The sequence below is a fragment of the Streptomyces sp. NPDC007162 genome (assembly GCF_040634175.1).
Taxonomy (GTDB): Bacteria; Actinomycetota; Actinomycetes; order Streptomycetales; family Streptomycetaceae; genus Streptomyces.
In genome coordinates this window covers 1-14,447 of sequence record NZ_JBEYFC010000204.1, presented here as the reverse complement: position 1 = coordinate 14,447, position 14,447 = coordinate 1, and the positions used below count along the sequence as shown (strand labels likewise).

11 protein-coding genes are annotated in these 14,447 nt (G+C 71.6%); 8 read left to right on the top strand and 3 right to left on the bottom strand.

From position 1 onward, the window contains the following. The 5 genes from ABZ646_RS23635 to ABZ646_RS23615 form a co-directional block, all read left to right on the top strand. A partial coding sequence (locus ABZ646_RS23635; RefSeq protein WP_360522228.1) for a glutamate synthase-related protein occupies positions 1 to 1,877 on the top strand: 1,877 nt, incomplete at its 5' end. Next, positions 1,870 to 3,330 (top strand): glutamate synthase subunit beta, encoded by a 1,461-nt coding sequence (locus ABZ646_RS23630; protein WP_360522225.1) that lies wholly within the window; start codon positions 1,870 to 1,872, stop codon positions 3,328 to 3,330. The genes ABZ646_RS23635 and ABZ646_RS23630, both read left to right, overlap by 8 nt. Positions 3,331 to 3,480: 150 nt before the next feature. Continuing rightward, positions 3,481 to 4,206, top strand: coding sequence for a VWA domain-containing protein (locus ABZ646_RS23625; RefSeq protein ID WP_360522222.1), 726 nt, complete (start codon positions 3,481 to 3,483; stop codon positions 4,204 to 4,206). Positions 4,207 to 4,282: 76 nt separating this feature from the next. Beyond that, positions 4,283 to 5,941, top strand: coding sequence for a cytochrome bc complex cytochrome b subunit (locus ABZ646_RS23620; protein ID WP_360522219.1), 1,659 nt, complete (start codon positions 4,283 to 4,285; stop codon positions 5,939 to 5,941). 21 nt (positions 5,942 to 5,962) lie between these two features. Continuing rightward, the gene (locus ABZ646_RS23615) at positions 5,963 to 6,574 is read left to right on the top strand and encodes a TetR/AcrR family transcriptional regulator (RefSeq protein ID WP_360522216.1); all 612 of its coding nucleotides are present in this window, start codon (positions 5,963 to 5,965) and stop codon (positions 6,572 to 6,574) included. A 48-nt stretch (positions 6,575 to 6,622) separates the two neighbouring features. Here ABZ646_RS23615 and ABZ646_RS23610 read toward each other — a convergent pair whose 3' ends face one another. After that, positions 6,623 to 7,513: a hypothetical protein gene (locus ABZ646_RS23610; RefSeq protein ID WP_360522213.1), complete on the bottom strand. Its 891-nt coding sequence runs from the start codon at positions 7,511 to 7,513 to the stop codon at positions 6,623 to 6,625. A 70-nt stretch (positions 7,514 to 7,583) separates the two neighbouring features. Then, positions 7,584 to 9,335: a beta-galactosidase family protein gene (locus tag ABZ646_RS23605; RefSeq protein ID WP_360522210.1), complete on the bottom strand. Its 1,752-nt coding sequence runs from the start codon at positions 9,333 to 9,335 to the stop codon at positions 7,584 to 7,586. A 107-nt stretch (positions 9,336 to 9,442) separates the two neighbouring features. Between ABZ646_RS23605 and ABZ646_RS23600 the strand changes: the two genes are divergently transcribed. The 3 genes from ABZ646_RS23600 to pepN all read left to right on the top strand — a co-directional run bounded on the left by ABZ646_RS23600 (position 9,443) and on the right by pepN (position 13,332). Beyond that, positions 9,443 to 10,312 carry an AraC family transcriptional regulator gene (locus tag ABZ646_RS23600; protein ID WP_360522231.1) on the top strand — a complete coding sequence of 290 codons (870 nt, stop codon included), beginning with the start codon at positions 9,443 to 9,445 and terminating at the stop codon, positions 10,310 to 10,312. A gap of 11 nt (positions 10,313 to 10,323) precedes the next feature. Then, a complete protein-coding gene (locus ABZ646_RS23595) occupies positions 10,324 to 10,674 on the top strand; it encodes a chorismate mutase (protein WP_360522207.1) in 351 nt (116 codons plus the stop codon). Between the two features lie 174 nt (positions 10,675 to 10,848). Then, entirely contained in the window at positions 10,849 to 13,332 is a 2,484-nt protein-coding gene (gene pepN / locus ABZ646_RS23590) for an aminopeptidase N (RefSeq protein WP_360522204.1), read from the top strand. 241 nt (positions 13,333 to 13,573) lie between these two features. Here pepN and ABZ646_RS23585 read toward each other — a convergent pair whose 3' ends face one another. Beyond that, entirely contained in the window at positions 13,574 to 14,122 is a 549-nt protein-coding gene (locus ABZ646_RS23585; RefSeq protein ID WP_360522201.1) for a GNAT family N-acetyltransferase, read from the bottom strand. Positions 14,123 to 14,447: the final 325 nt, after the last annotated feature.

Sequence of the window (14,447 nt, the reverse complement as noted above, 5' to 3'; positions counted from 1 at the left end):
AGACCCTCGCCATCGCCATGAACCAGCTGGGCGGCAAGTCCAACACCGGTGAGGGCGGCGAGGACCCGGACCGTCTGTACGACCCGGCCCGCCGGTCCGCCATCAAGCAGGTCGCCTCCGGGCGCTTCGGCGTCACCTCGGAGTACCTGGTCAACGCGGACGACATCCAGATCAAGATGGCCCAGGGCGCCAAGCCCGGCGAAGGCGGCCAGCTGCCCGGTCACAAGGTGTACCCCTGGGTCGCCAGGACCCGGCACAGCACCCCCGGTGTCGGCCTGATCTCCCCGCCGCCGCACCACGACATCTACTCCATCGAAGACCTCGCCCAGCTGATCCACGACCTCAAGAACGCGAACCCGAAGGCGCGGATCCACGTCAAGCTGGTCTCCGAGGTCGGTGTCGGCACGGTCGCGGCCGGTGTGTCCAAGGCACACGCGGACGTCGTGCTCATCTCCGGCCACGACGGCGGTACCGGTGCGTCCCCGCTGACCTCGCTGAAGCACGCGGGCGGCCCCTGGGAGCTGGGTCTCGCCGAGACCCAGCAGACCCTGCTGCTCAACGGCCTGCGCGACCGCATCGTCGTGCAGACCGACGGGCAGCTGAAGACCGGCCGTGACGTGGTGATCGCCGCGCTGCTCGGCGCCGAGGAGTTCGGTTTCGCGACCGCGCCGCTCGTCGTCTCCGGCTGCATCATGATGCGCGTCTGCCACCTCGACACCTGCCCCGTCGGCGTCGCCACCCAGAACCCGGTGCTGCGCGACCGCTTCAACGGCAAGGCCGAGTACGTGGTGAACTTCTTCCAGTTCATCGCCCAGGAGGTCCGCGAGATCCTCGCCGAGCTGGGCTTCCGCTCCATCGAGGAGGCCGTCGGCCACGCGGAGGCGCTGGACGTCGCCCGTGCCGTCGACCACTGGAAGGCGCAGGGCCTGGACCTGGCCCCGCTCTTCTACGTGCCCGAGCTGCCCGAGGGCGCGGCCCTGCACCAGACGGTCGCGCAGGACCACGGCCTGGAGAAGGCCCTGGACAACGAGCTGATCAAGCTCGCCGCGGACGCCCTGGCCGCCTCCAGCGCCACCGACGCCCACCCGGTGCGCGCCCAGGTGAAGGTGCGCAACATCAACCGCACGGTCGGCACCATGCTCGGCCACGAGGTGACGAAGAAGTTCGGCGGCGCGGGCCTGCCCGACGACACCATCGACATCACCTTCACCGGCTCGGCCGGCCAGTCCTTCGGGGCCTTCCTGCCGCGCGGTGTCACGCTCCGCCTGGAGGGCGACGCCAACGACTACGTCGGCAAGGGCCTCTCCGGCGGCCGGGTGATCGTGCGTCCCGACCGCAACGCCGACCACCTCGCCGAGTACTCCACCATCGCGGGCAACACCATCGCGTACGGCGCGACCGGCGGCGAGCTGTTCCTGCGCGGTCGTACCGGCGAGCGGTTCTGCGTCCGCAACTCCGGCGCGACGGTCGTCTCGGAGGGCGTGGGCGACCACGGCTGCGAGTACATGACCGGCGGCCACGCGGTGGTCCTCGGCGAGACGGGCCGCAACTTCGCGGCCGGCATGTCCGGCGGCATCGCCTACGTCATCGACCTGAACGTCGACAACGTCAACGTCGGCAACGTGGACGCCGTCGAGGCCCTCGACGACACCGACAGGCAGTGGCTGCACGACGTGGTGCGCCGGCACTCCGAGGAGACCGGCTCCACGGTCGCCGAGAAGCTGCTCGCCGACTGGGACACGGCCGTGCAGCGGTTCAGCAAGATCATTCCCGGTACTTTCAAGGCAGTGCTCGCCGCCAAGGACGCCGCCGAGCGAGCGGGTCTCTCCGAGACCGAGACCCACGAGAAGATGATGGAGGCGGCGATCAATGGCTGACCCGAAGGGCTTCCTGAACCACGGCCGCGAGGTCGCCCGGACCCGTCCCGTCGCCGACCGTGTCAGGGACTGGAACGAGGTCTACGTCCCCGGCTCGCTGCTGCCGATCATCAGCAAGCAGGCCAGCCGGTGCATGGACTGCGGCATCCCGTTCTGCCACAACGGCTGTCCGCTCGGGAACCTGATCCCCGAGTGGAACGACTACGCCTACCGCGAGGACTGGACCGCGGCGTCCGAGCGCCTGCACGCCACCAACAACTTCCCGGAGTTCACCGGCCGCCTGTGCCCGGCCCCGTGCGAGTCGGCGTGCGTGCTCGGCATCAACCAGCCGCCCGTCACCATCAAGAACGTCGAGGTCTCCATCATCGACAAGGCGTGGGACGCGGGCACCGTCGCCCCGCAGGCCCCCGAGCGCCTGTCGGGCAAGACCGTCGCCGTCATCGGCTCCGGCCCCGCGGGCCTGGCCGCCGCGCAGCAGCTGACCCGGGCAGGCCACACGGTCGCCGTCTACGAGCGGGCCGACCGCATCGGCGGCCTGCTCCGCTACGGCATCCCCGAGTTCAAGATGGAGAAGCGGCACATCAACCGCCGTATCGAGCAGATGCGCGCGGAGGGCACCCGCTTCCGTACCGGTATCGAGATCGGCGTCGACCTCAAGGCGACCGACCTGAAGAAGCGGTACGACGCGGTCGTCATCGCCGCCGGCGCCACCACGGCCCGTGACCTCCCGGTCCCCGGCCGTGAGCTCAAGGGCGTCTACCAGGCGATGGAGTACCTGCCGCTGTCCAACAAGGTCCAGGAGGGCGACTACGTCACCTCCCCGATCACGGCCGAGGGCAAGCACGTCGTCGTGATCGGCGGCGGCGACACCGGCGCGGACTGCGTGGGCACCGCCCACCGCCAGGGCGCGGCCTCGGTCACCCAGCTGGAGATCATGCCCCGGCCGGGCGAGGACCGCGCCCCCCACCAGCCGTGGCCGACCTTCCCGATGCTCTACAAGGTCACCTCGGCGCACGAGGAGGGCGGCGAGCGGGTCTACTCCGTCTCCACCACCCACTTCGAGGGCGACGAGGACGGCAACGTCCAGTGGCTGCACCTCACCGAGGTGGAGTTCGTCGACGGCAAGCTGACCCCGAAGCCGGGCACCGAGCGCAAGATCCCGGCCCAGCTGGTCACCCTCGCCATGGGCTTCACCGGCACCGACCGGGCCAACGGCCTGGTCGAGCAGTTCGGCGTCGACCTCGACGAGCGCGGCAACATCGCCCGCGACGCGGACTTCCAGACCAGCGTCCCCGGTGTCTTCGTCGCCGGTGACGCGGGCCGCGGCCAGTCCCTGATCGTCTGGGCGATCGCCGAGGGCCGCTCGGCCGCCAAGGGCGTCGACCGCTTCCTCACCGGAGCGAGCGACCTCCCGGCCCCGATCCGCCCGACGGACCGCTCGCTGATGGTCTGACGCCCCCCGAAGAACGTCCCGTACAAAGGCGTACGGAACACTGACGGCGCCTGCCCCACAGTCCCCGACCGGACGACTGGGCAGGCGCCGCCGCATCTTTGCCGATCAAGTAACCTCGGCCTCCTGACCACGGGTTGAGGAGAGCGGACGATGGCGGCGATCAGTCTCAGCAAGGTGGAGCAGACCGCGCCCGCCCTGGTCGGCGCGTACCGCTCGGCCGGGATCTCCCTCACCGAGCACGGACTCGACGGCCTGCGCGCCGCCGTCTACCTGGTCGTCGACTACTCCGGCTCGATGAAGCCGTACTACGCGGACGGCAGCGTGCAGGCGCTCGCCGACCGGGTCCTCGGTCTCTCCGCGCACCTGGACGACGACGGCCGGGTGCCCGTCGTCTTCTTCTCCACCGACATCGACGCGGTCACCGACATCGAGCTGGCCGGACACACGGGCCGGATCGAGAAGATCGCGGCCGGGCTCGGGCACATGGGCAAGACCAGCTACCACCTCGCCATGGACGCCGTCATCGACCACTACCTCGACAGCGGCGCCACCGACCCCGCCCTGGTCGTCTTCCAGACCGACGGCGGCCCGATCAACAAACTCGCCGCGGAACGCTACCTGTGCAAGGCGGCGAAGCTCCCGCTGTTCTGGCAGTTCGTCGGCTTCGGCGACCCGCACAGCAAACAGTTCGACTTCCTGCGCAAGCTCGACGAGCTGGCGGTGCCGGGGAAGCGGGTGGTGGACAACGCGGGCTTCTTCCACGCCGGTTCGGACCCCCGGAAGGTGCCGGACGCCGAGCTGTACGACCGTCTCGTCCGCGAGTTCCCGCAGTGGCTGGCGGCGGCGCGGGCGGCCGGCATCGTCGCGGCGGCCTGAGTTTACGTCGCCCCGTTGGCTGTAGCGCTCCGGCGTGCCACCCTGAGGGGTGATCCGGCGGGGAGGCGGGCGACGTATGGACGACGGCGCACGAACGGTGAACGGACGGGCACGGGTGGGAAGTTCCGCGGATCGAGCGGAGCCGCCCGGCCGGGGTGAGAAGGTCGCGGACTGGGCCGACGGAAGGCTCGGACTGTACTCCCTGGCCAAGGCCAACATGCGCAAGGTGTTCCCGGACCACTGGTCCTTCATGCTGGGTGAGATCTGCCTCTACAGCTTCCTCATCCTGATCCTCACGGGCGTCTATCTCACGCTCTTCTTCGAGCCCAGCGGCGCCGAGGTCGTCTACCACGGCAGCTACGGGCCGATGAACGGCATCATCATGACCAAGGCGTACGAGTCGACGCTGCACATCAGCTTCGACGTGCGCGGCGGACTGCTGATCCGGCAGATCCACCACTGGGCGGCGCTGGTCTTCGTGGCCGGGATGGTCGTCCACATGATGCGGGTCTTCTTCACCGGAGCCTTCCGCAAGCCCCGCGAGGTCAACTGGCTGCTCGGCTGGACCCTGCTGTTCCTCGCCATCCTCACCGGCCTGACCGGCTACTCGCTCCCGGACGACCTGCTCTCCGGCACCGGTGTCCGGTTCGCCGACGGCGCGATGCTGTCGATCCCGATCGTCGGGTCGTACCTCTCGATGTTCCTGTTCGGCGGGGAGTTCCCCGGGCACGACATCATCTCGCGGTTCTTCCCGATCCACGTGCTGCTGCTGCCGGGGATCATGCTGGGACTGGTCGTCGCCCATCTGATCCTGGTCTTCTACCACAAGCACACCCAGTACCCGGCACCCGGACGCGACCAGAAGAGCGTGGTCGGCATGCCCTTCCTGCCGGTCTACATGGCCAAGGCCGGCGGTTTCTTCTTCCTGGTCTTCGGCGTCCTCGCGGTCATCGGCGGCATCGCCACCATCAACCCGGTGTGGGCCTTCGGTCCCTACCGTCCGGACCTGGTGACCACCGGCGCCCAGCCGGACTGGTACCTCGGCTTCTCCGAAGGCCTGATCCGGGTCATGCCCGGCTGGGAGATCAACGCCTGGGGCCACACCCTCGAGCTGGGCGTCTTCATCCCCTTCTCGCTCTTCCCGCTCTTCCTCCTCGCCATCGGCGTCTACCCGTTCATCGAGGCGTGGATCACCGGCGACAGACGCGAACACCACATCCTCGACCGGCCGCGCAACGCCCCCGTCCGCACCGCCCTCGGCGTCGCCTGGCTCACCGTCTACTTCGTCCTCCTGGTCGGCGGCGGCAACGACGTCGTGGCCACCCACCTCCATCTCTCCATCAACTCGATCACCTGGTTCGTGCGGATCTCCGTCTTCGTCGCCCCCGTCCTCGCCTTCGTCGTCACCAAGCGGATCTGCCTCGGACTGCAGCGCCGCGACCGCGACAAGGTGCTGCACGGCAGGGAGACCGGCCTCATCAAGATGCTTCCGCACGGCGAGTACATCGAGGTCCACGAACCTCTCAGCCAGGCCCACCTGTTCACCCTCACCCAGCACGAACAGAACCCGCCGTACGAACTGGGCCCCCCGGAGGACGCGAACGGGGTACGGCGCCGGGTGACGGTCTCCCAACGGGTGCGGGCGAGCCTGGCCAGGGGAATGTTCGGCCCGGGCACCCACATCCCCAAGCCGACGCAGGAGGAGTACCGCGAACTGACAAGAGGCGATCACTGAAACGCGGACGAGAATGTACCCGTGCCGACCAAGAAGAAGCCCCAGGGGACCGCTGCCCCCGCCCGGCGGCGCGAACTCCTCGACACCGCCGCCGAGGTCTTCGCCGAGCAGGGCTACGACGCCACCACCGTACGCAAGATCGCGGACCACGCGGGCATGCTCGCGGGCAGCCTCTACTACCACTTCGACTCCAAGGAATCGATGCTGGAGGAGATCCTGCAAACCTTCCTCGACGAGCTGTGGGACGGTTACGACACCGTCCTGGACGCCGGGCTCGGTCCGCGCGAGACCCTCGAAGCCCTGGTCACCGAGTCCTTCCGGGAGATCGACCGGCACCGCGCCGCCGTCGCGATCTACCAGAAGGAGAGCAAGCAGCTGGTCGCGCAGGAGAGGTTCGCCTTCCTCGCCGAGTCGCAGCGCAGGTTCGAGAAGGCGTGGCTGGCCACGCTGGAACGCGGGGTCGCCGCGCACGTCTTCCGTGCCGACCTCGACGTCCGCCTCACCTACCGGTTCGTGCGCGACACGGTCTGGGTCGCCGCGTCCTGGTACCGGCCGGGCGGACAGCACAGCCCGGAGGAGATCGCCCGGCAGTACCTGTCGATGGTGCTGGACGGGATCGCCGTGCGCGGGTAGCTCACCCCTGTACGGGGCGTGACCGGTGGCTCCGGCCGGGGGCGCGGCCTATGTGTCGCACTCCAGCACCGTCCGGCACAGTGCGCAGCGTGCCCTGACCCGGCCCCGGACCGGCACCCTGATCCGCTGGTGGCAGGTCGGGCACGGGAACGAGACCCGCAGCCGCCCGCCGCCGTCGGGGGTGAAGGCGTAGGGGGTGCCGGGCTGCTGGGAGGGTGCGGCGGGAGCGTGGCGGCGGTCGCGCGCATAGCGGCGGCGGCCCGCCCAGCCCGCCGCGGTCAGCGGCGGCTGCTCCTCGTCCTGGCGGGCCCGTGCCATCCCCTTCTGGTACGCCGTGTACGCCTGCGGGCTGGTGAACCACACCGCCGGGTCCTCGTGGAAGACCAGGGCGCGCTTGGCGAGGACGTAGCCGAACTCCTCCGGAGTGAGGTAGCCGAGCTTCTGGGACGCCTCCCCGTGCTCCCGGTACGCGTCGAGCAGCAGCCAGCCCGCGCCGAGGTACGTGGTCGCGGTGTCCGTCAGGATCTCGTTCTCCCGGGTGCTCGGGAAGGACAGGTCCAGACGGTGCAGGTAGACGTGCATGATCTCGTGGGCGAGGGCCGCGCCGACGTCCCTGCGGTGGGTGCGGAAACGGTCGTTCAGCTCGACGAAGTACTCGGGGCCCGCGGTGAGTTCGACGTTCGCCGCGTGTGTCATGTCCCGGAAGCCGACGATCATGCGGGCGTCGGGGAGGCGGAAGTGCCGGACGATCTCGTGGGCGACGCGCTGGGCGCCGAGGTGGAGGTCGTCGGTGTCGCAGAACGCGACGTCGGCGGGGGCGACGCTGGTGGCGAAGGTCTGCACGGTGTCGTACGACAGGCGCCGGTACAACGCCGTGATGGCGGCCCGCACGGTGTCCAGGTGCGGGTAGCCGTGTTCCACCGGGCCGCCGTTCGCCACGTCCCTTACCCCCACAGAGGCTGCCGGAGCTTCCTTCACAGTATGCGGGGGACAGGGAGGATCGGGGCCCCTAAAGGGGCGCCAGCCGTACCGTTCCCCGACCGGTCTCCTGGAGCTCCAGGATCCAGATCTCGTTCTCGCCCTCCTTCAGGACCGGGCCGGGAACGTACAGCGACTCCTGTGGTCCCGCCGACCAGTAGCGGCCCAGGTTGAAGCCGTTGATCCAGACGAAGCCGCGGGTCCAGCCAGGGAGTTCCACGCGCGCGTCCCCGGCAGCGCGCGCCGTGACCGTGCCCCGGTACAGGCCCGGGGCGCCGTCCGCCGGAAGGGCGCCGAACGGCACCGCGGCCACCCCGTCCTCGAAGGCGTCGAGATCCAGGCCGCGCGCACGCACCCCGTGCAGGAACTGGCGTTCGTGCAGGAGACCGCCGGTGATGCCCTTCGTCTCGCCCGAGCGGGGGCCGTAGTTGACGCGGCCCAGGGTCTCCACCCACAGCTCCACGCGCGCGGGGCCCGCGATCGGCTCCTTGAGCTGGGGTTCCTCCTCGGTGAGGACCCCGGCCCGCTCCCCGTCGACGTACACCACCGCGAGGTCGCGCAGGCCCCGCGCGGTCAGCGGGTACGGCTGGCGCGGGCCGGGGACGTCCGCCTCGTAGCGGACCAGGCCGCGGGCGATGTCCAGCTCCTCGAAGGTCGGCGGCACGGCGTGGACGCGCTCGGGGGTGCCCAGGGTCTCCAGGACGGCGGCCAGGGAGGCCCAGCCGGTCACCGCGGCGTCCGCCGCCACGTCCAGCGCGGCCGGTGCGGGCGGCAGCTCCGGCAGCGGGCCGTCGTGGTGGGCGGCGAGCACCTCGCGGAAGCGCCAGAACTTCTCCGTGGGGCGCCCGTACTCGTCGATCGGGGCGTCGTAGTCGTACGACGTCACGTCCGCCTCCAGCGGCCCCTGGTGCAGTTCGCCGCCGGGCCGGTTGGCGCCCGCCCAGCCGGCGAAGTTGGTGCCACCGTGCGCCATGTAGACGTTGACCGACGCCCCGCACTCCAGGATCTCCCGCAGGGCGTCCGCCGCGTCACCGGCGTCCCGTACGACGTGCTCGCCGCCCCAGTGGTCGAACCAGCCGCACCAGAACTCCATGCACATCAGCGGGCCGGCGGGCTGGTGGCGGCGCAGCGTCTCGAAGGCCGCGCGCGCGTGCGAGCCGAAGTTCACCGTCGCGAGCAGGCCGGGTACCGAGCCGCCGGTGAGCATGTGGTCCTCGGGGCCGTCCGAGGTGAACAGCGGCACCGTGACGCCCTGCGCGCGCAGCAGATCGGTCAGGTGGGCCAGGTAGGCGGCGTCGGAGCCGTAGCTGCCGTACTCGTTCTCCACCTGAACCATGATCACCGGGCCGCCGCGGTCCAGCTGCCGGGAGACGACCTCGGGCAGCAGCCTGCCGAACCAGCTGTCCACGTACTGGAGGAAACGCTCGTCACGCGTGCGCGCGCGTGCGCCCAGCTCGCCCGTCACCCAGTGCGGCAGGCCGCCGTTCTCCCACTCCGCGCAGATGTACGGACCCGGCCGTACGATCGCCCACAGGCCGGCCTCCTGCGCCGCGTCCAGGAAACGACCGAGCGCCCGGACGTCCCGGAAGTCGCCCGGGTGCGGCTCGTGCAGGTTCCACGGCACATACGTCTCCACGCAGTTCAGCCCCATGGCGCGCAGCAGCGCCAGCCGGTGGCGCCACTGCTCCTCGTGCACCCGGAAGTAGTGCAGCGCACCGGACAGCAGCCGCACCGGCCGACCGTCCAGCAGGAAATCCGTTTCGCCCACCGTGAAGTCGCTCATAGGCTCACCTTGGCCTGCTGGCAAGTGCCGAGACCATGGACAAAGATCGGCAGCACTTGGACGAAAGAGCCGACAGCGAGGAGCGCGCAGTGCCGGGCGGACCGCCGATCTTCCACACCTGGATGCGGTTCTTCACACCCGGCGCCGTCCACCGCCGGCTCGGTCTGGTCTGCTGGGGCGTCGGCCTCCAGTACGGGGCGGTGCCCGCCGTGGGGCCGCGCCTGCTGGAGCACCACGTCGCCGTGGTGATCAGCTCGGGCCGGGGCTGGTACCGCACGCCCGACGGGCGCAGCACCGCCGTCGCCGCGCCCGCGCTGGTGTGGCTCACGCCCGGTGTCCCGCACCACTACGGACCCGATCCGGACAGCGGCTGGGACGAGGCCTTCGTGACCTTCACCGGACCCGACACCGCGACCTACACGGAACTCGGCTACATCGAGCCCGAGCGGCCCGTGGTGCCCCTCGCGGACGCCACCGGGCCCCGGGACGTCATCGCCCGCATCGCCCGCGCCGCCCGCCAGGGCAACCCCCTCCTGGAGGTCGAGACCGGCGCCGCCGTGCACGAGCTCCTCGTCGCCCTGCGTCGCGCGCGTGCCGACCTCGCCCCCGACGGCGACCCGGTGCTGCACGCGCTCGCCCGGGACGCCTGCACCGGCATGACCGTCGCCGACCACGCGGCCCGGCACGGCATGACCCCCGCCGAGCTGCGCACCGCCGTCCGCCGGGTCGCCGGGTGCAGCCCCAAGGACTACCTGATCGGCATCCGGCTCGGCCGGGCCCAGGAACTCCTCGCGACCACCGAACTGTCCGTCGCCGCCGTCGCCCGCCGCGTCGGCTACGACGACCCGGCCTACTTCTCCCGGCTGTTCACCCGCCGCGTCGGCATCGCCCCCGTGCGCTTCCGCGCCCAGCAGAGCCGGGCCGTGCCCGAGGACCGGACCGACGCCCTCGGGGATCACCCGGCCGGCCCCCCGTAGGGTTGGCGTCCATGACCACCAGCAACACCGGTACCGGTGACGTCGACCCCGCCGTCCGCGCGGAGCTCGGCCGGCTGCGCGACAGCATCGACAACATCGACGCGGCCGTCGTCCACATGCTCGCCGAGCGTTTCAAGGCCACCCAGCAGGTCGGGCACCTGAAGGCGGTCCACCGGCTGCCCCCCGCCGACCCGGCCCGCGAGGGCCGCCAGATCGCCCGGCTGCGCGCCCTCGCCGAGAACGCGAAACTCGACCCGGCCTTCGCGGAGAAGTTCCTCAACTTCATCATCGCCGAGGTGATCAGACACCACGAGTCCATCGCCGAGGACACCGTCAACAACCGGGCCGGCGACACCCCCTGACCGCGGGCGCGCGGGGGGTGTGCCCGAGGACCACGTGGCCCGTCCACACCCGCCGCCCCCCGCACCCCGCCCACCAGCGCCGTCATGCGGCGGCGCCCGACCTCAGGGCGGACATAAGCCGCGTACCGCTCCCGCCCCTGTGCGTTGTCGGTGTCATCGGGCAGCATGGCCCGCATGTCCGTACTGACTCGCGACGAAGCGCAGAGCCGCGCCGAGCTCCTCGACGTCCACCGCTACACGATCGACCTCGACCTGACCACCGGGGACGAGACCTTCGACTCCCGCACCGTGATCCGGTTCACGGCCAGGTCCGACGGCGACACCTTCGTCGAGATGAAGCCCGCCGAACTGCGCGCCGTCACCCTCGACGGACAGTCCCTCGACCCCGCGACGCTCGACCAGGACCGGCTGCCCCTGAAGGACCTCGCCGCGGGCGAGCACGAACTGCGCGTCGAGGCCACCATGCGCTACTCGCGCACCGGCGAGGGCATGCACCGCTTCACCGACCCCGCGGACGACCTGACGTACGTCTACACGCAGATGTTCATGGACGACGTGCAGCGCGTCTTCGCCGCCTTCGACCAGCCCGACCTGAAGGCCGTCTTCGAGCTGTCGGTGACCGCTCCCGAAGGCTGGACCGTCCTCGCCAACGGGGTCACCGAGGACCTCGGCGCGGGCCGCTGGCGGGCCGCCGCCACCCCGCTGATCTCCACCTACCTGGTCGCCGTCGCCGCCGGCCCCTGGCACTCGGTGCGCTCCGAACACCGCGGACTGCCCTTCGGCATCCACTGCCGCCGCTCCCTCGCACCGCACCTCGACGCCGACGCCGAGGAGATCCTCGACATCACGCGCGCCTGCTACGACCGCTACCACGAGAAGTTCGAGGAGCCCTACCCCTTCGACTCCTACGACCAGGCGTTCGTCCCCGAGTTCAACGCCGGCGCCATGGAGAACCCGGGCCTGGTCACCTTCCGCGACGAGTTCGTCTACCGCTCAGCCGTCACCGACACCGAGCGGCAGACCCGCGCGATGGTCATCGCCCACGAGATGGCCCACATGTGGTTCGGCGACCTCGTCACCCTCAGGTGGTGGGACGACATCTGGCTGAACGAGTCCTTCGCCGAGTACATGGGCTACCAGACCCTCACCGAGGCGACCCGCTTCACCGACACCTGGGTCGACTTCGGCGTCGCCCGCAAGGCCTGGGGCTACGACGCCGACCAGCGCCCCTCCACCCACCCCGTCGCCCCCGAGGCCGTCGACGACACCGCCGCCGCGCTGCTCAACTTCGACGGCATCTCCTACGCCAAGGGCGCCTCCGCGCTGCGCCAGCTGGTCGCCTGGACGGGCGAGAAGGACTTCCTCGCCGGCATCAACATCCACTTCCGGCGGCACCGGTTCGGCAACGCCACCCTCGCCGACTTCATCGACTCCCTCGCCGCGGCCACCGAACGCGACGTGCACGCCTGGGCCGACGCCTGGCTGCGCACCACCGGCGTCGACACCCTCACCCCGGTCCTCACCACCGCCGCCGACGGCACCCGCACCCTCACCGTCGAGCGCACCGGCAGCCGCCCGCACCGCGTCTGCGTCGGTGTCTACGACCAGGACCTCGCCGACGAGGGCCGGCTCACCCTGCGCGAGCGCATCGACCTCGACATCCCCGGGACCGCGCCGCAGCCCCTCGGCAAGCGCCCCGCGCTGCTCCTGCTCAACGACGGCGACCTGACCTACGCCAAGGTCCGCTTCGACGCCGAGTCCGCCGCCACGATCCGCGCCCACCTGTCGGGCCTGCCCGACCCGCTCACCCGCGCGGTGGTGTGGAACGCCCTGCGGGACGCGGTCCGCGACGGCGAACTGGAGCCCGCCGCCTACCTGGAGACCGCCCGCACGCACCTCCCGCACGAGACCGACCTCGCCCTCGTCCAGGGCGTGCTGGCCTTCACCGCCGTCCACGTCGTCGACCGTTACCTCACGCCGGAGGAACGCCCGGCCGCGCTCGCGACCCTGTCCGCCCTGTGCCGGGACTTCATCCGGCGCACCGAGGACGGTGACCACCCCGGTCTGCGCCTGATCGCCGTAAGGCACTTCATCCGCGCCGCCGCCCAGCCCGACACCATCGCCGCCTGGCTCGCCGAGGGCACCGTACCCGGCGGCCCCGAACTCGACCCCGAGCTGCGCTGGCGCATCATGGGCCGGCTCGCCGTCCTCGGCGCGGTCGACGAGGAGCGGATCGCCGCCGAACTGGCCCGCGACCCCAGCGCCAGCGGCCAGGAGGGGGCCGCCCGCTGCCGGGCCGCGCTGCCCGACCCGCAGGCCAAGCGCGCCGCCTGGGAGGCCATGTTCACCGGCGACGGCCTCTCCAACTACCTGTTCTCGGCCACCGCCCAGGGCTTCTGGCACCCCGAACAGGCCGACCTGGTCCGGGAGTACGTGCCGCGCTACTACCAGGACGCGGTCACCGTCGCCGCCCGGCGCGGGCCCGCCATCGCCGGCGTCGTCGGCCGCGAGGCCTTCCCCGCCCACGCCGTCGACGCCGGGAACCTCGCCCTCGGCCAGGACTGCCTGCGCGACGCCGCCCCGGTCACCGCCCTGCGCCGCCGCCTGACCGACGAACTGGACGACCTGCACAGAGCACTGCGGATCCGCGGCGCGTAGGGCCCCGGGGCGACCGGTGAGGAGCCTCGGCCTCAGGGCTCCCTGGCGAGCAGGGCACCGGCCGCGGGACGCCGTGGCCGCGGCCGGGCTCGCACCGGGGCCGGGCCGCAGCCGCCCCGCCGGGGGTTGGCTCGTGGCTGGTGGTGTGCCGCGGTCGTTGTGCGGGGGTCGCCCTGTGGCTCGTGGCGTGCCGCGGCCGTCCTGGCGGGCCGGCCCGTGGCGCCCGGTCCGCCGTGTCCCCTCAGCCCCCGCCCGGCCGTAGCTCCGCCCGGCGTACGCCGCCCTCGCGGGGGCCCGCGCGGCGGTTGCCCACCCCGGCCGTGCCGCGCGTCTCGGCGCCCAGCGTGAAGCCGAGGCGCTCCAGGAACCGCTCCCCGGCGTGCCAGCCCGGCGGCACCGTCGCCGTCACCAGGGACACCCCCTCGGCATGCGCGAGCAACGACTCGGCCAGCGCCCGCCCGAGACCCCGGCCCCGCACCCACGGCGCCAGCAGGAACAGGCCCACCGCCACCGCGCCGGGCGCCGGATGGTTCCGTACCGCGTCCACCAGGCCCGAGACGACCCCGTCGCGCTCCAGCACCAGCAGCACCTTGTCGTCGGGATCGGCCCCCTCCGGCAGCCCGTAGAACAGGCTCTGCACGTCCCCGGGGCCCGACGGCAGCCCCGTCGCCGCCACGAACCAGTCCTCGCAGGCCTCGAAGAGGTCCAGCAGCGGCGCCTCGTCCGAGGGCAGCGGCTCCCGCACCAGCACCCGCTCACCGGGCACGTCGATCATCCACGCGTCAACCATCCGACCGACGTTAGCCCCGGTCAGCCCTCGCCTCAACGCCCTTGCCCCGCTTGGCCCGACGCTCCGGCACAGCCCCCGGCCGACCGTCCCGACAGGTTTTCCCCGCACGGCAGTACCCACTTTCGGGTTCCGATCGTTGAGCTTTACGGGCGCGCAGGCCCCATCCCGTACAAGCTGGAACTCCCCCCCGCGGACCACCCCCTTCGGCCAGCGACCCGAGGAGAGCCCATGGGCATGCCGCCCCTCGCATCCGGATCGGCGTGGTGATCCCCTACCGCACCCCGGCCCGCGACGCGATCAGCTGCTCGGTCCCGGTGGCCCGGCT